Source organism: Ruegeria sp. CDSB136 (genome assembly GCF_059610965.1).
Genome location: NZ_JBXWOP010000026.1, coordinates 12,814 through 34,327, shown reverse-complemented (window position 1 = coordinate 34,327; position 21,514 = coordinate 12,814). Strand labels below are relative to the sequence as shown.

Sequence of the window (21,514 nt, the reverse complement as noted above, 5' to 3'; positions counted from 1 at the left end):
ATGGAAAAATACGCCTTCAAGATGAAGCTCAACCCGGGCTGCAGGGATGAATACGAAAAGCGCCACGATGAGATTTGGCCAGAGCTTGCCACGCTGCTGAAAGACGCGGGCGTGTCTGACTATTCGATCCATCTGGACGAAGAAACGAACATTCTTTTTGGCGTCCTTTGGCGCACCGACGACCACAAAATGGATGCCTTGCCCCGCAACGAGATCATGCAGCGATGGTGGGCGCATATGGCGGACATAATGGAAACCAAGCCCGACAACGAACCCGTGGCGGTGCCGCTGACGCCCGTCTTCCACATGCCATGACCCCCCGGCACGTCGCCGTCATCGACATCGGCAAGACCAACGCCAAGCTTGCGCTGGTCGATGCGACTGACATGTCCGAAGTGGAGGTACTGACCCGGCCTAACATGGTTCTCGCCGCTCCACCCTATCCGCACTTTGATGTTGAGGCGATCTGGCGCTTCCTTCTGGACGGGTTGGAGCAGTTTCAGAAGGCGCACGGCGTAGATGCCATTTCCATCACGACCCACGGGGCGTCTTGTGCCCTGATCGCGCCAGACGGCGCCCTTGCTGCCCCGATCCTCGACTATGAGCACACAGGCCCTGATGATCTGGCCGCGGCGTACGACGCCATCCGCCCGCCCTTTGAGGAAACCGGATCGCCAAGGTTGCCGATGGGTCTGAACCTGGGTGCGCAGTTGCATTGGCAATTTGAGCAGGACCCCGCGCTTCGCGAACGCACCGCCGCCATTGTTACCTATCCGCAGTACTGGGGGCATCGCCTGACAGGAGTGCCGGCCAGCGACGTGTCGTCCCTTGGTTGTCACACGGATCTGTGGAAACCATCCAAGGCGCACTATTCTTCGTTGGTCGAACGGTTGGGTATATCTGAAAAAATGGCGCCCGCGCGCAAATCTGCGGAGGTTCTCGGACCCGTGTTGCCGCAGGTCGCATCGCAAACCGGCCTGCGCTTTGACACGCCGGTGTACTGCGGTATCCACGATTCAAACGCATCGCTTTTGCCTCATATACTGACCCGAACCGGGCCGTTTTCCGTCGTTTCGACCGGGACATGGGTCATTGCCATGACCATCGGCGGCGAAGAAGTAACTCTGGAACCTTCGCGTGACACGCTTCTTAACGTCAACGCACTGGGTGCCCCGGTACCCTCCGCCCGTTTCATGGGGGGACGCGAGTTCGAGTTGGCGATGAACGGTCAAGCCACTCAATGTGCAGAGCAATTCCTTGACCTGGTCGCGAAAGACGGCCCCATGCTCTTGCCCGCAATGGTCCCGGACAGCGGACCGTTTCAGGGGCAAAAACACAGCTGGATGGGGTCAGAGCCTTTGCCCGGAACCCAGGAACGCGCGGCGGCGGTGAGTTTTTACCTCGGATTGATGACCGCGGAATGCCTGTCGCTGACCGGACACAAGGGCCCCATTATCGTCGAAGGTCCATTTGCCAGGAACAAAGGCTTCGCCAGTATGCTCGCCGCGGCGACAAACTGCAGGGTCGACGCGACCGTCACCGCAACAGGGACGAGCCAGGGAGCCGCCCTCTTGGCGACAGGCGCACTCCCCGAGCGCGCAGCCTTCGACGTCGAAACCTATTTTCACAAGACCGACGTGAGCTACCAACGTTACGCGAACAGTTGGCACAGAGCCGCAAAAGCAGGCCTGGAACCACGCCCATAGGATACCCTAAAAACCTGCACGGAACTCCGATACCAGACATTGGGGACCAGCGTGAAACTGAACGGAATGGGCTCGAACCAGACCTTCGATGCGGCTGACGCAAATGGCCGCTTTGAGCCGGAATTCTCCAGGTGCCACCGACGTCCGCATTCGTGTTCGTTACGCAAGCACAAAGTGGTCTGAAACAGTTTTCATACGGTTTGCATCCGCGACGAGTTGTTAAAGATCCCGAAAGGCTTCAACCGTTAATTGGCGGTCGTCTACGTTGGGCTGCAAAACAAGTTTCGGCTATTTTTTCCCAGATCGGCGTTGTGGAACCATCTGCTGTTTATGAAGCGACTATCCACACTCAGAACCCATTCCGCGGCGCTGGCCGGTCTGCCAAGCCTGTCTCAGACCCAGATATCGAACCGATGGCAACTGCATTCGGACACGGTGCGCCGGGTGCTGCGAGAATACAGCATCCGTCCTGCACCCGGGCCATGGAAGCGGCCGCGCTATGCCATCACGGATGTCTGGCGGGTCGAAGGCGTACCTCATGCCGAGATGCTGGATCAAGATCAACATCCGGCGCTGCTTGAGCCACTGCTGACTGGAAAAGACCTTGCTGAGGAACTCGGCTGCGTTCCGGCAACCATCCGCAATTACGCCCGCGACAACATTATTCCAAGCCTTCGCATCGGTGGCTCGATCCGGTTCCGGAAACACCAGATTGAGGGGCTCTTTGATGTTGTGTGAGGTCGAAAACACCGTAATTCGCACGTTTGCCAGATCTGGAAAAAGTGAGGAATACGCCCACAAAACCTCACCTCAACACGTTTTGTAGCCCTTTTCCTCATTTCGCTTCCAGAGTGCCGAAATTCGAAAAAAGAACCTCAAAACGCATCTCTGAAGATCACCCGAATTTCCAAGAACAACCGCGTCACTAACGCCAAAAAACAACACCAATGATGGAGGCAAGAATGCAGATGACCCTCGAGCAAGCTGTCGAAAAACTCGACGCCGGAGACTACCCATATTCACAAGCAAACGCGAAGAAGATCCGGGGATCCGCAAACAAATGTAGGAAATTGCCAGGGTATAATTGTCCGCTGGCGATGATCCCGATCGATGTCGATGCCTTCGTCAAACGATGGTCAAGTCACATCGCCAACAAGGATGCGCCGGAAGGCTTCAACACTTTCAAGCAGTTTGAAACGTGGCACGGCAACGTAAAGAGCCTGATGGCGCACGCGTCAGGATTGCGCGCCGAGGAAAAGCGTCTGCGCGGGCTGGAGGACGACTGGTCACAGCTCCAGAAAGCTGCGACCGCGCTGATCCAACCGCGTAGAAAAGGCAATAACATCCAAACACCGGAGCTCATTGCGCTTACCGTTCTGACAAGCCTGGCAAGAAGCAAGGGCGTACAGCCGGCGCAGCTGAATGTTGATATGTTGCACCTCTGGATGAAAGACTGTCACGATCAGGGCCGCAAGAACGCAATTCGTAAAGCCGCGCGTCTACTGGATCGCCTGCATGAGTTTCCGGAAGCAGTCGAACCAGCGTTGTTGCCAGCAACGATTGGTGAAATTCCGAAGGCCACACGCCATCGCGTGACGCCGACCCTGCCGACCGAAATCACGTCAGCTATTCGCGAATACCAGGCGACGATGAGCCTCGGTCGACCCTATGATGGGCTTCTGGCAGGACGCCGTCGCACCCCACTTTCTCCGCAGACTGTCAAATCTGCTGGGGATGATCTGAACTGGTACTTCACCTGCCTATCTGAACTCGGTCGATTGGATTTGGACGGCGGCCAATCCATCGCGGAATTGACCACGGCAGATAATCTGTTTGCCGCCTTCGATGCGGAAGTGGGCGGCGAATACTACTGGAAGCCGCTCGTGGCCAGAACGCTAAAGAAAAACATGGGGGCGGCATTTCGCTTCGCCCGTGAGTTCCACCCTGAACTCTCAAAAGTTCAAAAAGAGTTTTTCGAGACCGAATACTTCCAAAACTGGGATACAATGACGGAGGCAAACCAGGCGTTCTGTCGGCGCCTTGTCACGTCACCTCAGCGTGTCAGAAAATTTCTGGCGCTCGCAGGTGACTTTCATAGCCAGGCTTTGCCGCTGATCCAAAACTACAATGATCTTTCGATGGGTGATCAGGCTCGTGCGGTGAGACTATCGCTGGCCGCTGCCATGGCCGCTGTTTTGACCTTTATGCCGCTTCGGGTTGATACACTGGTCAATCTGTCGATCACTGGCGAGAAGGCCAATGTTTCCTTCCCGATTGGTTCGCGAACTGTCAGCTTCGCCATTCCAAAGGAAATGATGAAAAACAAGAAACCTTTGACAGCGTTGATCAAGAAACGCGGCAAGGTCGATCCTCGTCGAATCCTGGAATGGTGGCTTACCGAAGCGCGCCCGCACTTCATGAAGCGGCTTCACAACCCGGACCCACAGCTACTGTTTGGGGGAGCCCGTTACAGCAACGCAGCGGATGCCTGGCGCTACGCCACCGCTTCGGTCGATTTATACATGAAGCTGCATCAGGTGCGCCATGCCATCGCCTCGATCCTGATCAATCAGCCCGGCGCCGATCTGAACGTCATATCCGCACTTCTCAACAACTCTCCAGCCACGGTTTCGAAGACTTACGCATTCTTTGACCAAACTGCAGCCATTGAACGTGGCCAGGATGGATTGGATGCCGTCAACAACGCACTCGCAAAAGGGAAAAACAGATGAAGTATCTGATCACGGAACAGGAATTGCCGCCGCCTATGCGTCGGTATCTCGCCGATGTCGATACCGGACGGGCCTATTATGCAAAAAGTCTTCACCCGAGTAGGCATGCTCTTTCCTCAGCCTTTCGCGGTCTCATCGAGACCGCGCGACATCATGGTTATACGGAAAAGCTATCGCGGGAGACTGGAGTGGCTTTTTTTGATCGCCTGAGGGCGGACGGGTGGCAAGAAAACAGCCTAAGTAGTCAGGCAGGGCTGCTTCGGAAATACGCGTTTGAAACCGAAGAGGGCATGGAGTGGGCGATCGAGAGCGGCGCATTTGACCGCCGCCCACTCGAACTCGTCTTTCGTGCACCGCACTGGTCGCGATTTCTCGCAATCCAATCGGAGTTGCAGGAGGTCTGCGAGCCTTCGCTGATCCGTCTTGCCGATCGCTGGATGCGCTGGCGTCAGTCGATGCCTCGACTTGATGATGCCACAATGCAAAGCTTCAAGGCAGACGCGCGTAACCTCGGGCTTCTGGCTGAATTGATGTCGGAAATTGATCCGGAGAACCCGGACACAATTTTCCTACAACAATGTCAACGCATACGTCGAACGGTTACCCGCCCAAAATCGCCTTCGCATAAGAAGCCCTCGTTTCATGACCTTCCGGAACCTTTCTATTCGGAAATGGCTCGGATCGCCGCGCGGTCCGATGAGCCCAACGGGTTGTCCAGTGCCCGGATCGAATTGTTGTCCTGCGCTCTGCGACGCTTGGTTCGGATCACCAATAGCAGGCAAATGCCAGTGGAGCTTTCGATGGAGACGGCGAAAGCCTTCGCCGAAGACGTCTTCGACAGCGACATCAAAACGCGAAGCAAAGCAAATTACTACGACGCACTCGCAGGCTTTGCAAAACACGCCAACTATCCCAGCGAAATTCGCGAGGCGCTTATGGAAACGCACAATGCATTGAAGCTGGAGTCCTCGTCCGATCTGCGTCGGAAGGAGGTGGCTTTGGCACAGAACCCATTGAATCTGGTTGACCTCGCAGAAATTGCCCATGCGCGACTTCGACAGGCTCCTCACCAGGATCATATCCGTACCCGTCGTCGTGACTACGCGCTTGCTGGCGCTATGGCTTTGTTGGCGAAACTGCCATTGCGCTCTCTCGACCTACGGACCGGGCGGATCGGTAAGGAATTCCATAGAGATAGTGAAGGTTGGAGCGTGGAGATCGAGACGTCCAAGACCGGAACATTCATCAACGGTCGACTTGCAGATTGTCTGATTCCTTATCTGGATGCGACGCTACTAATGGGAGTCGGCGAAATGCATCTATGGACCGTCTATGAGGCGCGGGTCGGAACGGCACTATTCGGCAATCCTGCTCGCGGTTGGAAACCTTTCGGTGACAATTGGCTATGGGAAAACATGCGGCGACTGACCGGCCACGGGCCACATATCGCTCGTAGTCTCACATATGATGCCGTGGTGGAGGACCCCGATCTGGATCTACGCGTCGCGCAAGCGCTCTGCGGTCACGCCCAAGAGACAAGCCGACATTTCTATGAGCTGAACGCAGATCGCTACCGGCGATTGGAAGCGCAAGACATCCTCGCGGAAATTGCTGAATCGAGACCGAACAAAAAAGCCTTCGGCGCCTTTGTTGAAAACGCGCTTCTACAGCTGGATCGAGAATGCAAGACCCAGACAATACAAACGTAATCGCGATACAATTCACCGCGCCCCAGATTGATAACAAGTGCGGCATAGGCGGCAAGATCTACTCAATGGCCCTCGGCTACTCCTCACTTCGATCGGTCGTGTGTCCAATAGGGTGTGAAGTATCCCGGCCCTGACTTCCTCTCATCTTGCTACGTCTTTGTGAGCAGCAAGATGAGAGAAAGCTCAGAGCTCAGATCAACAGAAACTACGTGCAGGGTGAAAGGAGAGCGCCCCCGCCTGCGCGCTTGTCGTCCGATGGGGGCGGCGTTAACACAGGGTAATTCCCCATGAATAAAAACAAAATCCTGACGCAGGTCGGCGAGTTCCTCGAATCTGCAGATCTCGATCTTCAACATGCAGTGTTGCTGCTCGGTGGATCCGCAGCCCTGATGCGCCTGCAGCGACTGCGCGCGTCGGTCGCAACTGCCAACGCCTACACGGTCCAGCATCGTCGTGGCCTGGAATGGCTGCGCGACCTGCTCACTCTGGAGCACGTCGGTGATCCGGACCGTATTGAAAGCGGATTTTTCGCTGAGATTTCACCGGAAGATCCGGCGGTGCTGGTCATCTGCGGGCTGACTGACCAGCTGGAAGCTTTGATCGCCAGAATTGATGAACCAACGCTCACGCCTGTAGTGGCTGAGACTGAAGCGGCGGCGTGAGGAGATCATGATGAGCTACACATACATTCGCCGGGAACAAACGCTCGAGGAGCTGGGTGCTTGCGTGATCTCGCAAGCGGCCGCTTTTGCAGACGACTGCGCGCGGCATGGGCCAATTCCGCGCGGGCTGATGCGGCGCAACTTTTCGCATATGCTCGAGCGGCTGGAACGCGGCGATGTTCTCGATTAGCGGGACGATGCGTGTATCGCAATGGTCGGCAAGGATCTCGTCTCCGCTGCAAACGCTCGGTGCGCGGGTTACGGAAACAAGGTGCTCGAGATGGACACTGAAGAAGATGTTCTGATCGACAGCGAACTGGAGCGGCTACGTCTCCGAATTCTGACATGGAGTCAGTTTCAGTTTCTACGAAATCGCCTACGGGCGCGGGTGAAAGCGCAATCTTTGATCGGCAAGTATGATTGACGAACGAAGTGGCAGCGCTTCAAGCCCGAATTGCTCTCTGTCGCTGCCCAATCAAAGCCGCCACTTAAAGAGGCAAAAGGAAGCTTGGCAAACCCGGTTGGAGGCCGACATCTACGCAGATGCCGGCTTCCAGAAACAACTTAGTTCCTACTTTGCTTTATTCAGTTTTTTGCCGCTTTGACGTAACGGTTTCGACTTGAATGACGTCAACAACCAGCCCTGCTCATTGTCGAAAGAGAACATCTTTTCCGGTGCGAGGCGCTCCTGCAGCAAATCGTAAGCTGAAGCCATGTCATCTTCGGATGGTAGAGGAAGGACAATTTCATCCTCGCCGTAAGTCAAGACAGTCTCCATGATGACCGGCATCAAGCCTGGTCGACCGAGTTTGTCTGTCCAATCGGAACGGAGACACAACGGTCCGGTAACTGAATGGCCTCTGTGGATAAGCGTAAATTGTATCCTTCTTGCGTCTTCACTTAGACGCAGGATTCCATTTGCAATGGTCTCAATTATCAGATCGGACAAGGATTTCTGTACGGACATAGTGCTCTCGTTGTGATGTAGTGTTACTGGTTAGCAAAAGATGTGTTGTTTCAAAAAAATGAGAAACTGCTGTTCGATCCACGCAATGCCAACTTCGATCGGCCAGCTTTCAGGGCTCAACGAGGATGCCTCGAAGTCGATGAATACGAGCTTTTTCGGATAGACTATTTTCCCATGCTCATCGAGCCCGACACCGAGACCAAGGGAGCGACGTTTGGCAAAAAATGCTTCTTCTTCCGGCGTCGGCCGGCTGATTGAGTTCAATAGGTTTTTCAGGTCATCCTGAGACATGATCTTTCAGTGGCAAGTTGGGCTCAGACCCACAGGTTCCGGTTTTCGTCAAGTGTCATGGCAGGTTCTGCGGTTACGGGAATGCAACTTATCAATTGTGGGAACATCAAAATGACAACGTGGGAAATCGCCTTCAATATTGCGGCCGCGGGAGCGACAATCATTCTTCTTCTTCAACTATGGCGGCTACTGAAAACGTGCGAGCGGGATCGTTCAAACGACGCTGAACTCGTGAAACAGTTTAGGGACACCGCGCCATATGACAATCTCGAAGACCTATTATCGAACAAAGAATGAATATTGATCGGTGACGAGTAAGCACCTCTCATCTGTCTTTTAACGGCACGAAAACCTCGATTTCGGATCCCAGCATGTCGTCAATTGGGTCGCAGTGCTTGAACCGTGCTCCGTCAATCGCGCCCAGAACCTTTGCCTTCCGGTCAGGCAATCTTGCCCAACTGGCATAACAGTGCACTTACTGATCCAGTGCATGTGCGCTGGATCAGTAAAAATACGATGTTTTTCCGCAGAATTTGGATAGACATATTCAATGAAGAGGTTCGCCTCAGGTTTTCTTTCTGTCTTTCTTTCAGCCAAAGCCAATTGATGTCAGACCGTGACTAACTTTCGGTTTGCCATGGCAACCTTTGCAACACTAAGTCGGGTATTTGCTCGAGCACGGATGTGCATTGGCACAAGAAACTGGGCGCGCCTGAACGCGCCCAGTTTCATCAAGTCGCGACGTGAGATATCTCTTTGTCCGGCGAGTATATGTCCAAAATGTTCCAATGTCCGGTCGTTGGTGTTGGGTTGTTGATCATTGGCACATCGAGCACGGTTGGCTTGCCACTGGCGATTGCCGCTTCCAGTGCGGGCAACAGTTCGTCGGCAGCGCTGAGCCTATGCCCTTCCGCGCCGTAGGCTCGCGCGATGTCGGCATAGCCCGGTCCGTTTGCGGGTGCGGCGGCTGATCCGGGGAACGTGGTTCCATAGGTCAGACCGTAATGCGCCTTTTGCAGACCTGCTATGGTTCCGAAGGCGTTGTTGTTCATGACCAGCCAGATAATGCCCAGATCGAGTTCGACGGCCGTTGCCAGCATCGACGGGTTTTGGCCGAAACCACCATCGCCAACAAGGCTGATCACCACACGATCAGGTGCCGCCAGTTTCGCGCCGATCGCACCCGGGGGACCGAAACCCATCGTCGCGAACCCGCCCGGGGTCAGGATTGAACCCGGCGTCAAAATGTCGAACTGTTGCCCGACACCGTTCTTGTTCCACCCAACGTCAGTGGTGATGATGGCATCCTCGGGCAGTGCCTTGCGGGTATCTGCCAGAATACGCTCGGGCATCATCGGAAAGGCTGCTGAGGTCGCCATTTCCAAGTTGTGCGCTTTGAAATCCGTGCGGAAGTCGGCGATCTTCTGTTCCAGAGCGGGGCGATTGAAGCCGTCCGGATACATCTCGCGGGCGATCCGGTTGAGGACGCGCAAAGCGGCCTTGGCGTCCGCGACGACTCCGATTTCGGTGGGATAGTTCCGACCGATCTCCTGCGGCTCAATGTCGATATGAATGACCTTCGAACCGGGAATGTTGAATGTGTATCCGGGATACCAGCTGGAGCAATCGGCCTCTTTGAACCGTGTTCCCACTGCAAAGATGTAGTCCGCATTCAAGCAGGACTGGTTAACCAATTCGGTGCCCCAAAACCCGGTCATTCCCAGCACAAGCGGGTGGTCGTCACGCAATGCACCCTTGCCCATCAAGGAGTGCGCGACGGGCAGGCCCATATGGTCAACAAATTCTCGCAACTCCTCGCTGGCCTGTGCCAGAAGAATACCACCTCCGACATAAGCGACTGGGTTTTCGGCCTTCGCAAGTGCCTCGACAATCTCACGCGCGGTTTCGTCGTCGATCGATGGTTTCTTGAGCGCGCTCGTGTTACCGAGAATACGATCAAAGCTGTCCGACGGGATGACTTCCGAGAAGATGTCCATCGGCACATTGACCAACACGGGGCCAGGCTGACCGCTTTCCGCGAGGTGAAACGCCTTCTCCAGAATCTCGGCCATCAGGTCGGCGCGATCCACGCGCCAAGCGCGCTTCACGAAGGGTCGGTAAATCTCCCATTGGGCTGCGTCTGCATGCAGGTTCACTTCCTGATGCGGATGTTTACCGTAGTAATGCGTGGGAATGTCACCCGCGATCACGACCATCGGGATACAGTCCAGTGCGGCGTTGGCGACCCCAGTGGCGCAATTGGTCAGCCCCGGGGAGAGATGGGACAGCACCACCGAGGCCTTGCCCGTCACGCGGGCATATGCATCCGCCGCGTGGCTGGCGATTTGTTCGTGTCGTACTGTGACGAAATCGATGGGACTTTTCGCCAGCGCAGCCAGAACCGCAATGTTCGTGTGCCCGCACAGGCCGAAAACGTGCTTGACCTCACGGCGTTCGAGAAAGTCAACGATATGTTCGGCAACGGTTTTGCCGTCCAGTTTCGCTCCGTCCATCACGCGACCTCCTGTCCGTAGAACTCACCGAACAAGTCCGGCTCCGAGGGTCGATCCTCAGGGATCGGACGACTGACCCAGGTGTAGTTCATCATGTGTTTCATGGTGACGTTTTCGTTGGTTATGTTGCCGCCCCAGATGCCGCAGCCCAGGCTGCTGGTCATAGGCATGCCATTGGTCCAGGCACCCGCATTGGCCTTGGATTGCGGTTGCCGCACCATCATGCGGCTGACCGGAGCCAGACGAGCCAACCGGTCGATGTGATCGTCATTGTGGCTGTAGATGCCGCAGGAATGGCCCTTACCTCCGGTGTTGTAGATCTGGCTAACCGTTTCCAGCGCGTCATCGAATGTGTCGAAGTGATATAGCGCCATCAACGTGGTCAGTTTTTCCTTGGAGAACTTGTGCTGCGGCCCGATTTGCCCCTGATTTTCAACCATCAGAAACTTGCGATCTTCGGGGATGCTAAAACCGGCGACCTTGGCCGTTTGCTGCGGCGGACAGGCGATGGTCGGAAACGTACGGTTTCCCTTTTCGTCCCACATGGCCGCTTCGAGCATAGCCTTCTCTTCATCCGAACACAGGTAACCGCCCTCGGCTTGAAGCGCCTTGACCATATCGTCGTAAACTGAGCGCTGGATGATGATGTTGCCGTCGGCCGAGCAGCCCGACCCAAAGTCGGAGGTCTTTGAAATGCGAGTGTTCTGTGCGGCGATGTCCAGATCGGCGGTTTCATCGATGACGATGGACGAATTGCCCGCGCCAACGCCATAGGCCGGGCGCCCAGAACTATAGGCCGCTTTGACCATCGGCTTGCCACCCGTTGCCAGAGTCAGGTCACAAATCTCCATGAGGTGCTGTGTTAACGGGATCGATGGTTTGCGGATCGACTGGAATAGGTCTTCGGGGGCACCGGCGGCACGGCAGGCTGCGCGCATGACTTCGACCATCTCAAAGGTGGTATGGGCGGTTCGCGGGTGCGGGCTGAAGATGACCGCATTCCGGGCGTTCGCGGCGGACACGCCGGTCACCGGTGGCGTCATCGCAGGGTTGGTCATGGGAATCAAGGATGCGATCACACCAGCAGGTTTGGCGTATTTCACGAGCCCCTTTTCTTCGTCGACTTCGACGATCCCCGTCGAGGGCGAGCGCAGAACATCACGCAGCACCATGTGAATCTTAAATCGCTTCGCAGGGCGCCCTTCGCGATCTCCGATACCGCTTTCGTCTACGCCTTGCTGGGCCAGACGCGTGAAGGTCTTCTCGTTCCCAGCATACCACGCAATTGCCTGAGACAGGCGGTCCAGCCTGTCCTGATCCCAATCCTCGATCTCGGCCATAGCAGCGCGGGCGCGTGCCAGCATATCGGCCGCCATGTTGCGGTCGTTTTCAGTGAGCTCTTTGCCCATGATGATCCTCTTGGTGTTTTAGAATTGCAGCATCGGGCACACGACGCTGTGACCGCGCCTCGCCGAATGTTCGCTTGGCGTGGCTGAGACAGCGACGCGCGTGTTCTTCATATCCCAACTCGGCAACGCGGCTTTGGTTGGGTAATTCAATGGAGTAGTCGACGGGCGGCATCCGTTCGATGATGCCGGTGAAGTCAATCCAGCCTTCGCCGGGATAGAGCCGCGCATCACGGGCCAGTTGGATCATGCCCTCTCGCGTATCGGCGATCCCGGGTAGGCAATCGGAGATATGCAGGAAGTGAAACAACTCCGAGGGGACGTGCAGAAGCTCTCCGAGATCAACGCGACTGAGGTGCAAATAAAGCGTATCGACCAGAATACCGCCATTCGGTTGATCAGAGGCGCGGACAATATCCAGGGCCTCATCCAGAGTGCGCAAGCGAGAGAAGCTTGGGAATTCCAAGTCCACTGTTAGCCCGTAGGGCGCCGCCAGTTCGCAGGTTTCAGAATAGACGTCGATCAGGAAGTCACGATCATCGCGGGTATTGGTCCACGCGCTCATGATCATGCGTTTAGCACCCAATTCCCCACCGATCTCAAGAGAAGGTTCAAAACTGCGCGGATCGACATCTTCCGTGATGCGCGCAAGTTCGACATCGAGGACTTTCAAGCCAGTGGTAGAGAGAGCAGTTTTGGTGGCTTGCACCTGTGCCTTGTCGATTGGAGATTGAGTGAATTCACCGGGCACATGCATCGGAATGAATCGGGGGCTGACGGCATCGTAACCGGCCCGCGCGGCGATATAGACCAACTCGGGCGGCGTACAGCCAATCAGCGTCAGATGCGCCAAGGAATACAGAGAGGGGCTTGCGCCAGTCTCTTCGGGTTTCACCATGAACGACAGCTCCACGTGTCTGCGAATCTTAAATTCATCACACGTAGTAAAAAATATCTGATATTTTTTAAAATATCAACTTTTATTGCTAAGCAGGAAATGAAAGCGCCCGGGCAACTGCCCGGGCGTGTTTTACATTCGTGTTGGCAAAGCCTTAGAGAGTGACCCAATCACCTCCGGACTGGTGAGAGCGCACGGAGGCATCAATGAATCGGACACCGTCTGCACCTTGATTGACACTGGGATAGGTCAGCCAATGGGCCGGAATCGCGACACCATCCCGGCGCGCGGCCACTGCCATTGCGAACTCAGTATAAAGATTAGCCCAGGCTTCGATAATCCCCTCAGGGAAGCCCCGCGCGGTACGGATCAGACGTTCTGCGCCGGGTCCGATACCATGCCCGTGACCTCGACTGATGGTACGATCCGGCTCACCGAACCGATTGAACTTCAGCTGTTCGGAATTCTCCAAGTCCCACTCGAGGCCTCCTTCGCTCCCGAATATCCGTAAGCGCAAACCGCCTCGATTTCCGGGGGCAAGGCGTGTCGCCATCAGGGTTCCCGGAACCTCGTTTTGATAGCGGGTGAACATGAATGCTGTGTCTTCCAAAGGCTTTGGCGCGCCGCAGACATGAAACTCGGCCCGTAGGTTGGTCAAGGGCAGGCCCGAGACAAAACTGGCGAGATGCGCGGCATGGGTTCCGATATCGCCGACACAGCTGGTCGGACCAGAAATCTTTGGGTCCAGCCGCCATTTGACATGGGGCGCATCAGCCACATCATCGGGCGTCATCCAGTCTTGTATGAACTCGACGTGGATTTGATTGATTTTACCGATGCCGCCTTCCGCGACGATTTGTTTGGCCTGACGGATGACCGGAAAGCACGACATCGCATATCCGACGGCAAAGACCTGTCCCGTGCGCGCGGCGATCTTCTCAATCCCCTCGGCCTCGGCAACTTCGTTGGTCAGAGGCTTGTCGCACAGTACATCAATGCCTGCCTCCAGAAACGCTTTGGAAGCTTCAAAATGAACGTGGTTTGGGGTAGTGATCATGACGGCATCTACGCCATCCGAGCGTGCCGCCTCGGCCTGTGCCATCTCGTCGAACGAGGCATAGCACCTGTCTGCTGGCAGGAACCACTCAGCCCCGCGCGCCTTGCTGCGCGCGGCGTCGGAACTGAGCGCACCTGCAGCGACCTCCCACCGGTCGGTCATCCGGGCCGCCGTTGCCTGCGTGACCGAGATACGCCCACCGCCAACAACGCCCAGCCGCAAACGGCGAGACAACCGGGGGAAAGGTCCGTCAAAGTTCAGGTCTTCGGGCAAAAGTCTCTCAGCCATTCTGAATCTCCATTTCCGGGACCCGTACGCCTTCCGGCAGCATTTCCACCGCCATGAAAATGCTGGGGGTAATCGTCTCGTACTGATGCCAGGGATAGTTGCCTTCAGCGTCATACATCGGTTTGTGCGTCGTGCCGGGGGCCAAGAATTCTTCGAGGTAAAGGGTTTCAACATCCCGTTCGCGGCATTGCTGCATTTTGCCAAAGCCAACGATTTGCGTGTGCACTTCGCGAAACCCCGGTACCGGGCAGAATGGATGATCCTTGTGCAATCCGACATTTAGCGGCACCGAGCCCGAGTGGTACATGGTCAGTCCAACGTTACCCACAAAGACCTTCGGCGACATGTAGTGGCTGACACCGCGCAGACGCTCCTCTTGGCGGACATCAAAAGCAGATGGCCACGTATCTTTCACCCATGCGAACAACTCGTTTTCATCGGCATGGGCGTCGAAACCGTGGACAATGACTGCACGTTCCACGCCGCTAAGCGTGCTGTCTTGCACGATCACGGAGGAAAGCGGTGCGACGGTTTGATCCTCGACAGAGAGGCCCCTCTCCCCGAGGTTCAGAACAATGGCGCGACCCTCGACAGAAATTCTGTCTTCATCAGTGATGTGCTGAACGCGAAAAAATGGCTGGGCAAAGTCAAGAGTCTTAATAGGCATAGACCAGCTCCTTCCTCTCATCGTTCAGGAAATCGACAGGCAGAGGCATCGGCGCTTCGCACCGGCTTTCTATAGTCTGATAGGCGCCGAATTTCGGTGCCCGTTCAATTGCGTCCATGACCTCGAAAACGTGGTAGGCAAGCGCTCCACTTGCACGAGGTTGGCGTCCTTCTTGTGCCGCCAGGGCCAGATCCAAAAGGCCGAGCCCGCGACTGTCTTCATTGAATCCATGTTTGTTTTCGACCACCTGCCAGTCCTCGCGACCAGTTGGACGGGGCTGATGAGACCAGCGCGAGGTCTCCCGCGTTTTCAGCCAGACATCCCCTTGAAAGATATTCGCACCATGAACCGGGTCAGGATCAGGAATGCTGATGGTGCCGTTTTCACCGTAGATCTCGAACCGCGGAGTTTCGCTGTCCCAGACGTCGAAGCTCATGGTCATCGATCCTATAGCTCCGGAAGAGAACTGCAGCAGGCTAAGGGAGTGCGTGTCGACCTCGACGTCCATCCATTCGCCGTTGCGAGGACCGTTTTCGATCATCCTTTTGTCGAACGTGCATCGCGCCATTCCGGCGACCCGGTCAACGGGACCAAGGCAGCAGATCATGGCGGTCAAGTAGTACGGCCCAAGGTCCAGCAATGGCCCACCACCCGCCTTATAGTAGAAATCCGGGTTGGGATGGTGGCGTTCTGTCCCGTGGGTACCGACATGGGCAAAAACCCCTGTCGGTTTGCCAATGGCACCCTCGTCGATCAAGCGCCGAACGGTCTGCCAGCGACCGCCCAGAAATGTGTCGGGCGCGCAACCGACCTGCAACCCCTTTTCAGAGGCCATGTGCAGGATCGCCTTGCCATCCGTTCGGTTCATGACCAGTGGCTTTTCGGAATAGACGTGTTTCCCCGCCTCCAGCGCGCGCAGGCTGATTTCGGCATGCGCCGCCGGTATTGTCAGATTCAGAACGCAGTCAATCGTCGGATCGTCAAACACTTCACCTGGCGTGCAGGCCTGGGCGACACCGTATTGATCCGCTTTGGCGCGGCTTTCCGAAGGATCAAGGCTTGCACAAGCCACGACTTCGACGCTCGAAAATTTGGATAGTGTCTTTAGGTAAATATCACTGATACGACCACAGCCAATAAGGCCGACCCGGAAGGATTTCGATGTCTCACGTGTCATCATTCCTGTCTTCGTAGAGGGGTAAGTAATTCGGGGGCATCGGCCCTTTGTTGCGGCCACCCTGGTTCATCTGTTCCCAAGCGTGGGCGAGTATTCCGACCGAGCGGGACAGGCAGAACAGCCCTCGTGACAAGGGCGCAGGAAAGCCAAGTTCGCAGAAGATCACAGCTGTCGCGCCGTCAATATTCATGGCAATTGGCCGACCGCCTCGTTGACGACCGAGTTCGGCTTGAACCTCTTCTCCGATATCGGCAAACCGGCCAGAAACTGTGCCTTCTGCCGCCGCATCACGAACAAGTTGCATCAATCGTGGCGCGCGTGGGTCGACAGGCTTGTGAAACCTGTGACCAAAGCCCGATACGATCTTGCCGTAGGTCTCGCGCCAAACGTCCAAGCCATCCCGAACAGCATCATTCAGCGAAGCTCCCGCATCCATGCGGACTGCGATATCATAGTAAAGCTCTGCACACTGCTCTCCTGCCCCGCCGTGCACGTCGCCCAGCATGTTCACCGCAGTCGCCATCGCATTATTGAGACCTACCCCGCAGGTGGCGGCCATACGCGCAGCCGCAATCGAGGGGGCCTGCGGACCGTGATCCACGCCTGCGACCAAAGCAGCCTCGAACAGGCGCGCTTGAGCGTCGCTGGGCAGATCGCCCCGCGCCATCAGCCAGATCATCTGTGGGAAAGATACGTTTCCGATCAGGTCCTCAATAGGATGGCCGCGAAAAGCGATCTTTCCGGGTTTCATGTCGATGATGGATGTGCGCCACCATTGGCGGATGGCTTGCTCGTCGTTTGTCATGCCGTTGCACCTCTAAACTCGCGCCTGCGCTGCTGACGAAGTGAATCGAAAACGCATTGAAGACGGCTGATTGAGGCGGTGCAGCCGGTGAAGATCTCAAAAGACGCTGCAGCCTGATGAACTGCCATTCCAGCACCATTCATCACTTTTAACCCGGTTGTGCGGGCGCTGTTCAGAAGGTGTGTCTCAAGCGGGAAATATACTATATCTGCCACCCAAGCATCCGGCCGCAACAATGATGGATCAATTACCGACCCTGGGTACTTATCCATCCCGAGCGGTGTCGCGTTGACCACTCCGTCCACAAATTTGACCCGTTCCAACGAAATCGAGGGGGAACCCTGAAGCTTTACACGAGGGCGCAAGACTTTTAGTCGACTGACCAGTGCCTGCGATCGTTGGAAGTCAGGATCGATGATCTCCAGATCTCGAACACCTGAATCAAGCAAAGCCAAAGAGACTGCACTGCCCGCGCCACCAGCACCAAACATGAGAACCGTTTCAGTCTTCGATGATCCCAAAAAATCTCCGAAGGCACTGTGGAAACCTATGTAATCGGTGTTGTGGCCAACCATTCGGTCGTCACGAAAAACCACCGCGTTGACAGCTTGAAGCTCCTCAGCAGTCTTGGAAAGCTCATCAAGATGATCAATGACCGACGCTTTGTAGGGGTGTGTCACGTTGACCGCCGCACAGCCTAATTCAATGGAATAATGCAGTAAATCAGCGACCGACATTCCACGAAATGGCTCTTTTGCCGTGTCGATCCTACCGTAGCTCAGATCGATACCCTGCGCCCGGCCCTCCGCCTCGTGCATCTCAGGCGTCATGGAGCCAGAAATCCCTTGTCCGATTAGTGCGGCCTTCATATTAGGTTGTTCCTTCCGCCACGTGGTGTCGCGTTTGCGCCGCTAATCGAAACGCAGCGTTACGCGCGCCATAGCCGGCGTAACCAGTTCGGCGCTCAACAATTTCAAAGAAAAAGCCGTTAAAGATAGGGCGACTGTAGATCTGAAAGTACTCGGCACCCGCCGCCTGATCGTAGAGTATGTTATCCCTGCGCATTTGGGCGATCAGGTCTTCACTTAACCCGAATGTCGCTTGCAGATCAGCGTAGTAGTTTTCTGGGATGGAAAGGCTGGGAAAACCGGACTTCCGCAATTGGGCTGAGGTTTCAAATATGTCGTCCGACTGGAAGGCGATGTGCTGAACACCGGCACCAAAACCGTCTTCAAGGAATGAAGCCGCCAGTGTTCGACGCCCAACTGCACCATTCAGGTTTAAACGCACTTCGCCTTCGGGGCTTTCGATGGCTTGGCTTTGCACAACACCCGACGGGTCGGCAACGTTCACGATCGGGGATTTCGCCATCTCAAAAGTCGAAATGTAATAAAGCAGCCAGCTTTGCATCTCATCGTTACGCATCGTCTGTGCCAGATGGTCGATGCGGCGCAGACCGGCGGGCTGGATCGCTTTGGTCTTGGCGACTGGCTCGAACTCGATGTCCCAAACCCGATGCAGATCGGATTTCTCATCTATGAAATGGACAACATTGCCACCAACACCTCGGATGGCCGGGATGTCCAGTTCCCCGGTCCCTACTGGCTGCGAGAAATTCGGCGCGCCCAACGCGGTCGCACGCTGAACCGTCTGATCCGCATCTTTGACACGCAAGCCCATGTCACAAACTGAGGGGCCGTGACCCAAGAACGCCGAATGGGCAAATCCTTCCTTTTCGGTATTCACGACGATGTTTATCGCGCCCTGCCGCCACAGCTCGACGGACTTGGACACGTGTTTTCGCTCCATTCGAAAACACATTGCTGACAGCATATCTGCCAGCTGCGCGCCGCTTGTTTCGTCGGCTGTAAATTCGACGAATTCGAAGCCTGACGCATAGACGCGTTCCGGTAGGTCCGGGATGCCGAAATCGGTTCCTGGCTCGGTCCGGGACACCTCATCCAGGAGGTTCACCAGCGACCTGTAGCTGTCTCGGGCCAGTGTCCGGCCACCGGGTTGAGGAGCTGCCTCGTTGACGCGTGCAATCGACCAAGGCCCCTTGTACCCGGCGCGGGCAAGCACGCGCACAAAGCCCGCAAGGTTCAGCGACCCAAGCCCCGGCAGAAGCCCAAAGTGCCGTTTGAGCCGACGTATGTCCATCTCAAGCCGGGGTGCATCGGACAGTTGCACATGGAACAGCCAATCGCCGGGAATGTCCCGAAGGCGGGCTGGTTTGGACCCGTCGGCAAGCGAGAAGAAGGAATTCAAGGCCAACCCAAAATGAGGGCTGTCAATTGCTTCGACGACGCGTAACGCCTGCTCATCCGAGTGAATAAGATCCGACCATGGCAAGCCCATATAGGCCAGGCGCATCCCCATTTCTTTAGCGATTTGGACCGCCTCGCCAAGATCTGCGATTACCTGTTCTTCGGTCGCGGCGACATCGACCTCGAAGGCAGATCCGATAAGCAGCAATTCCGTTCCCAACTCGCTCATCAGGTCGAGTTTGCGCTTCAGTCGATCAAAGGAGCGCTCACGTCTGGCATCGGGCTGGCCTTCAAGGTTATGGAAGGGTTGTAGCAGGCAAATCTTCAGGCCGAGGTCCGATGCAATTTCGCGGACTTGCGATGGCGATCCGTCAAAAGCGGTCAAATCCGGTTCGTGTAATTCGACACCCCTGAATCCCGCGTCAGCGATAGCACTCAGCTTTTCAGCCAGATCACCGGGGATCGACGTTGTCGAAACCGAGAGGCACATTATCCCTGATATCCAAACATACGCGGCAACCACAGGACCAGATCCGGCATCAGCATCATGATCACCAAGGCGAAGATGAGAACCGCGAGGAAGGCCCAGATTTCCGAGATGATTTCACGCAGCGGAATGTCCGTCACAGCGTTGATCACAAAGAGTAGAATGCCATAGGGAGGCGTGATCAGACCAATCATCGAGTTCACGACGACCAGCATCCCGAAATGCACCAGATCAATTCCAAGCGCTTCGCAGGTTGGAATGAACAGAGGCACGATCACCAGGATGATCGTTGTTGCGTCTAACACGCATCCCAGCGCGAGGATCAGCAGGTTTACGAGGATCAGGAACACAATCGGGCTGACATCAGAACCCTCCAGCAGCGCCGAGATAGACTGCGGTATTTGCTCCTGAATAACGATGAAGTTCAGAATGAACGCGCCCCCAATGACCACCCCGACGGCTGCGGAAGAGCGCGCGCTGTCGACGAACACTTGATATAGGCCACGGAAGGTCAGCGCGCGGTAGAACAACGCTGCCAGAAGCAGGGCGTAGAATGCAGCCACTGCTGCAGCCTCGGTCGGAGTGGTGACGCCGCCATATATGCCGTACAGCAGGATTGCGGGCATCAGCAGTGCCGGAAACGCGTTGGCGGTTTTAGCCGGCAATTCGCGCAGAGGAACAGGTTCTTCCAATGCAAAGTTCCGCTTTCCGGCCAGATAATAGTTCATCGCCATGAGGACGACGCCCATGATTAGGCCCGGAAGAATACCGGCCAGGAACAGCGACCCGATAGAGGCCTTGGAAACGAGCGCGTACAAAACCATCGGGATCGAGGGCGGAATGATCGGGCCAATCGTCGCCGACGCCGCCGTGATTGCGGCTGCGTAACCTCGGCTGTAGCGGCCATCTTTGGTCATCATTTCAATGATTATCTTGCCGATCCCCGCGGCATCCGCGACAGCCGAGCCGGACATACCGGAAAAGATCAGAGACGCTACCACATTGACGTGCCCGAGGCCGCCCTTGAAACGACCGACAGCGGCTACGCAGAAGTTCAGCAGACGGTCCGTGATCGAACCAGCATTCATGATATTCGCAGCGACGATGAACAACGGCACGGCAAGCAGGATCGTGCTTTTGTAGAAGCCTTGCAGGATCTTCTCGCCCGCGAGGGCGACGTCCAGTCCGGCCGTGCCCAAGTACACTAATGAGGCCAAGAGGATGGAATAGCCGATAGGTGTCCCGATGCTTGCCAAAAGAAAGAGAGCGAGCAGGCAGGAAAGAAGTTCAAAACTCATTTCTTAACTTCCTCGTCCTCTTCGACGTCGACACGGGGATGGTCGTCAACCACGTTGTACCCAACAACCAGTTCCAACTCTGTCTTTGGGGGCCCATTGCGCATGACGTCGAAAAATAGCCACGCGTAGCGCGCTGCTACGACCAGCATGAATACCGCGTAAATCGAGAATACTGTGCGCAATGGTATCTTCTCGCCGGAAAACGGATTGCGGACAGTCGATGTCTTGCGGATTTTCATCCAATCGATGTAGTCCCACGTCGGAAGGAAGCTGTAGAGCATACCGACCACGATCGCTGCGGCCGCCAGCATCGCAAAGACCTGCCGCACGCGCATCGGCACAGAAAGGTAGATGATGTCGAACTTCACGTGATCCCGTTCGCGCACTATGAAAGCGCAACTGAAAAAGATCACCCAGACCCACAGAATGCCGATGAGTTCAAGCGTCCATCCGGCGGGAGTAAAGAAGTAGCGCAAGAGTATTTGCAATAGGAAGATCAGGAAGATTGCCGCCAGCATCCCGCCGGCAATCGCTTCGGTCAGTCGGGAGAACCCCTTCATAAAGGCTTTCATTATGGTTCTCCC

General features: G+C 55.9%; 21 protein-coding genes. 8 read left to right on the top strand and 13 right to left on the bottom strand.

The window, feature by feature from the left end; genetic code table 11:
- The 8 genes from rhaM (at window position 1) to AC2FIR_RS21715 (ending at window position 7,233) form a co-directional block, all read left to right on the top strand.
- Window positions 1-315, top strand: a complete 315-nt coding sequence (rhaM, locus tag AC2FIR_RS21750; RefSeq protein WP_058272415.1) for an L-rhamnose mutarotase — start codon at window positions 1-3, stop codon at window positions 313-315.
- Window positions 312-1,706, top strand: a complete 1,395-nt coding sequence (locus AC2FIR_RS21745; RefSeq protein WP_170758940.1) for an FGGY-family carbohydrate kinase — start codon at window positions 312-314, stop codon at window positions 1,704-1,706. Before rhaM ends, AC2FIR_RS21745 begins: the two co-directional genes overlap by 4 nt.
- Before the next feature lie 330 nt (window positions 1,707-2,036).
- Window positions 2,037-2,444: a helix-turn-helix domain-containing protein gene (locus AC2FIR_RS21740; protein WP_170460316.1), complete on the top strand. Its 408-nt coding sequence runs from the start codon at window positions 2,037-2,039 to the stop codon at window positions 2,442-2,444.
- Between the two features lie 224 nt (window positions 2,445-2,668).
- Entirely contained in the window at window positions 2,669-4,438 is a 1,770-nt protein-coding gene (locus tag AC2FIR_RS21735; RefSeq protein ID WP_170527389.1) for a hypothetical protein, read from the top strand.
- Window positions 4,435-6,147, top strand: a complete 1,713-nt coding sequence (locus tag AC2FIR_RS21730; protein ID WP_496763116.1) for a hypothetical protein — start codon at window positions 4,435-4,437, stop codon at window positions 6,145-6,147. Before AC2FIR_RS21735 ends, AC2FIR_RS21730 begins: the two co-directional genes overlap by 4 nt.
- A 287-nt stretch (window positions 6,148-6,434) precedes the next feature.
- Window positions 6,435-6,809 carry a hypothetical protein gene (locus AC2FIR_RS21725; protein ID WP_170527383.1) on the top strand — a complete coding sequence of 125 codons (375 nt, stop codon included), beginning with the start codon at window positions 6,435-6,437 and terminating at the stop codon, window positions 6,807-6,809.
- Between the two features lie 10 nt (window positions 6,810-6,819).
- Window positions 6,820-6,999, top strand: a complete 180-nt coding sequence (locus tag AC2FIR_RS21720) for a hypothetical protein (RefSeq protein ID WP_496747586.1) — start codon at window positions 6,820-6,822, stop codon at window positions 6,997-6,999.
- A gap of 90 nt (window positions 7,000-7,089) precedes the next feature.
- Window positions 7,090-7,233: a hypothetical protein gene (locus tag AC2FIR_RS21715; RefSeq protein ID WP_496747584.1), complete on the top strand. Its 144-nt coding sequence runs from the start codon at window positions 7,090-7,092 to the stop codon at window positions 7,231-7,233.
- 147 nt (window positions 7,234-7,380) lie between these two features.
- Here the strand turns inward: AC2FIR_RS21715 and AC2FIR_RS21710 are convergent, their stop codons facing one another.
- From AC2FIR_RS21710 to AC2FIR_RS21650, 13 genes are all read right to left on the bottom strand, one after another.
- Entirely contained in the window at window positions 7,381-7,776 is a 396-nt protein-coding gene (locus AC2FIR_RS21710) for a hypothetical protein (RefSeq protein ID WP_496747582.1), read from the bottom strand.
- 30 nt (window positions 7,777-7,806) lie between these two features.
- Window positions 7,807-8,067, bottom strand: coding sequence for a hypothetical protein (locus AC2FIR_RS21705; protein ID WP_170460328.1), 261 nt, complete (start codon window positions 8,065-8,067; stop codon window positions 7,807-7,809).
- Window positions 8,068-8,798: 731 nt separating this feature from the next.
- Window positions 8,799-10,580, bottom strand: coding sequence for a thiamine pyrophosphate-binding protein (locus AC2FIR_RS21700; RefSeq protein WP_496763113.1), 1,782 nt, complete (start codon window positions 10,578-10,580; stop codon window positions 8,799-8,801).
- Window positions 10,580-11,989 carry an aldehyde dehydrogenase family protein gene (locus AC2FIR_RS21695; protein ID WP_496669082.1) on the bottom strand — a complete coding sequence of 470 codons (1,410 nt, stop codon included), beginning with the start codon at window positions 11,987-11,989 and terminating at the stop codon, window positions 10,580-10,582. The genes AC2FIR_RS21700 and AC2FIR_RS21695 overlap by 1 nt, the downstream gene beginning before the upstream one ends.
- Complete coding sequence (locus tag AC2FIR_RS21690; RefSeq protein WP_496747578.1) at window positions 11,970-12,884, bottom strand: sugar phosphate isomerase/epimerase family protein; 915 nt, start codon at window positions 12,882-12,884, stop codon at window positions 11,970-11,972. The genes AC2FIR_RS21695 and AC2FIR_RS21690 overlap by 20 nt, the downstream gene beginning before the upstream one ends.
- Window positions 12,885-13,038: 154 nt before the next feature.
- Window positions 13,039-14,229: a Gfo/Idh/MocA family protein gene (locus AC2FIR_RS21685; protein ID WP_496747576.1), complete on the bottom strand. Its 1,191-nt coding sequence runs from the start codon at window positions 14,227-14,229 to the stop codon at window positions 13,039-13,041.
- On the bottom strand, window positions 14,222-14,896 hold the full coding sequence (locus AC2FIR_RS21680; protein ID WP_496747574.1) for a hypothetical protein: 675 nt from the start codon (window positions 14,894-14,896) through the stop codon (window positions 14,222-14,224). Before AC2FIR_RS21680 ends, AC2FIR_RS21685 begins: the two co-directional genes overlap by 8 nt.
- Window positions 14,886-16,073, bottom strand: a complete 1,188-nt coding sequence (locus AC2FIR_RS21675; protein WP_496747572.1) for a Gfo/Idh/MocA family protein — start codon at window positions 16,071-16,073, stop codon at window positions 14,886-14,888. Before AC2FIR_RS21675 ends, AC2FIR_RS21680 begins: the two co-directional genes overlap by 11 nt.
- Window positions 16,063-16,878, bottom strand: a complete 816-nt coding sequence (locus tag AC2FIR_RS21670) for a citryl-CoA lyase (RefSeq protein WP_496747570.1) — start codon at window positions 16,876-16,878, stop codon at window positions 16,063-16,065. Before AC2FIR_RS21670 ends, AC2FIR_RS21675 begins: the two co-directional genes overlap by 11 nt.
- Window positions 16,875-17,747, bottom strand: a complete 873-nt coding sequence (locus AC2FIR_RS21665; RefSeq protein WP_496747568.1) for a shikimate dehydrogenase — start codon at window positions 17,745-17,747, stop codon at window positions 16,875-16,877. Before AC2FIR_RS21665 ends, AC2FIR_RS21670 begins: the two co-directional genes overlap by 4 nt.
- 1 nt (window position 17,748) lies before the next feature.
- Window positions 17,749-19,635 (bottom strand): bifunctional sugar phosphate isomerase/epimerase/4-hydroxyphenylpyruvate dioxygenase family protein, encoded by a 1,887-nt coding sequence (locus AC2FIR_RS21660; RefSeq protein WP_496747566.1) that lies wholly within the window; start codon window positions 19,633-19,635, stop codon window positions 17,749-17,751.
- Complete coding sequence (locus AC2FIR_RS21655; protein ID WP_496763110.1) at window positions 19,635-20,930, bottom strand: TRAP transporter large permease; 1,296 nt, start codon at window positions 20,928-20,930, stop codon at window positions 19,635-19,637. Before AC2FIR_RS21655 ends, AC2FIR_RS21660 begins: the two co-directional genes overlap by 1 nt.
- Window positions 20,927-21,502, bottom strand: a complete 576-nt coding sequence (locus AC2FIR_RS21650; RefSeq protein ID WP_170429693.1) for a TRAP transporter small permease — start codon at window positions 21,500-21,502, stop codon at window positions 20,927-20,929. The genes AC2FIR_RS21655 and AC2FIR_RS21650 overlap by 4 nt, the downstream gene beginning before the upstream one ends.
- Between the last annotated feature and the right edge of the window lie 12 nt (window positions 21,503-21,514).

What these genes read in the sequence shown, in the direction of transcription:
- AC2FIR_RS21660 (WP_496747566.1), bottom strand. Translation starts at nt 19,635, where the DNA reads ATGTGCCTCTCGGTTTCGACAACGTCGATCCCCGGTGATCTGGCTGAA.
- AC2FIR_RS21680 (WP_496747574.1), bottom strand. Translation starts at nt 14,896, where the DNA reads ATGCCTATTAAGACTCTTGACTTTGCCCAGCCATTTTTTCGCGTTCAG.
- AC2FIR_RS21690 (WP_496747578.1), bottom strand. Translation starts at nt 12,884, where the DNA reads ATGGTGAAACCCGAAGAGACTGGCGCAAGCCCCTCTCTGTATTCCTTG.
- AC2FIR_RS21685 (WP_496747576.1), bottom strand. Translation starts at nt 14,229, where the DNA reads ATGGCTGAGAGACTTTTGCCCGAAGACCTGAACTTTGACGGACCTTTC.
- AC2FIR_RS21720 (WP_496747586.1), top strand. Translation starts at nt 6,820, where the DNA reads ATGAGCTACACATACATTCGCCGGGAACAAACGCTCGAGGAGCTGGGT.
- AC2FIR_RS21745 (WP_170758940.1), top strand. Translation starts at nt 312, where the DNA reads ATGACCCCCCGGCACGTCGCCGTCATCGACATCGGCAAGACCAACGCC.
- AC2FIR_RS21740 (WP_170460316.1), top strand. Translation starts at nt 2,037, where the DNA reads ATGAAGCGACTATCCACACTCAGAACCCATTCCGCGGCGCTGGCCGGT.
- AC2FIR_RS21710 (WP_496747582.1), bottom strand. Translation starts at nt 7,776, where the DNA reads ATGTCCGTACAGAAATCCTTGTCCGATCTGATAATTGAGACCATTGCA.
- AC2FIR_RS21700 (WP_496763113.1), bottom strand. Translation starts at nt 10,580, where the DNA reads ATGGACGGAGCGAAACTGGACGGCAAAACCGTTGCCGAACATATCGTT.
- AC2FIR_RS21705 (WP_170460328.1), bottom strand. Translation starts at nt 8,067, where the DNA reads ATGTCTCAGGATGACCTGAAAAACCTATTGAACTCAATCAGCCGGCCG.
- AC2FIR_RS21715 (WP_496747584.1), top strand. Translation starts at nt 7,090, where the DNA reads ATGGACACTGAAGAAGATGTTCTGATCGACAGCGAACTGGAGCGGCTA.
- AC2FIR_RS21665 (WP_496747568.1), bottom strand. Translation starts at nt 17,747, where the DNA reads ATGAAGGCCGCACTAATCGGACAAGGGATTTCTGGCTCCATGACGCCT.
- AC2FIR_RS21655 (WP_496763110.1), bottom strand. Translation starts at nt 20,930, where the DNA reads ATGAGTTTTGAACTTCTTTCCTGCCTGCTCGCTCTCTTTCTTTTGGCA.
- AC2FIR_RS21735 (WP_170527389.1), top strand. Translation starts at nt 2,669, where the DNA reads ATGCAGATGACCCTCGAGCAAGCTGTCGAAAAACTCGACGCCGGAGAC.
- AC2FIR_RS21725 (WP_170527383.1), top strand. Translation starts at nt 6,435, where the DNA reads ATGAATAAAAACAAAATCCTGACGCAGGTCGGCGAGTTCCTCGAATCT.
- AC2FIR_RS21670 (WP_496747570.1), bottom strand. Translation starts at nt 16,878, where the DNA reads ATGACAAACGACGAGCAAGCCATCCGCCAATGGTGGCGCACATCCATC.
- rhaM (WP_058272415.1), top strand. Translation starts at nt 1, where the DNA reads ATGGAAAAATACGCCTTCAAGATGAAGCTCAACCCGGGCTGCAGGGAT.
- AC2FIR_RS21650 (WP_170429693.1), bottom strand. Translation starts at nt 21,502, where the DNA reads ATGAAAGCCTTTATGAAGGGGTTCTCCCGACTGACCGAAGCGATTGCC.
- AC2FIR_RS21730 (WP_496763116.1), top strand. Translation starts at nt 4,435, where the DNA reads ATGAAGTATCTGATCACGGAACAGGAATTGCCGCCGCCTATGCGTCGG.
- AC2FIR_RS21675 (WP_496747572.1), bottom strand. Translation starts at nt 16,073, where the DNA reads ATGACACGTGAGACATCGAAATCCTTCCGGGTCGGCCTTATTGGCTGT.
- AC2FIR_RS21695 (WP_496669082.1), bottom strand. Translation starts at nt 11,989, where the DNA reads ATGGGCAAAGAGCTCACTGAAAACGACCGCAACATGGCGGCCGATATG.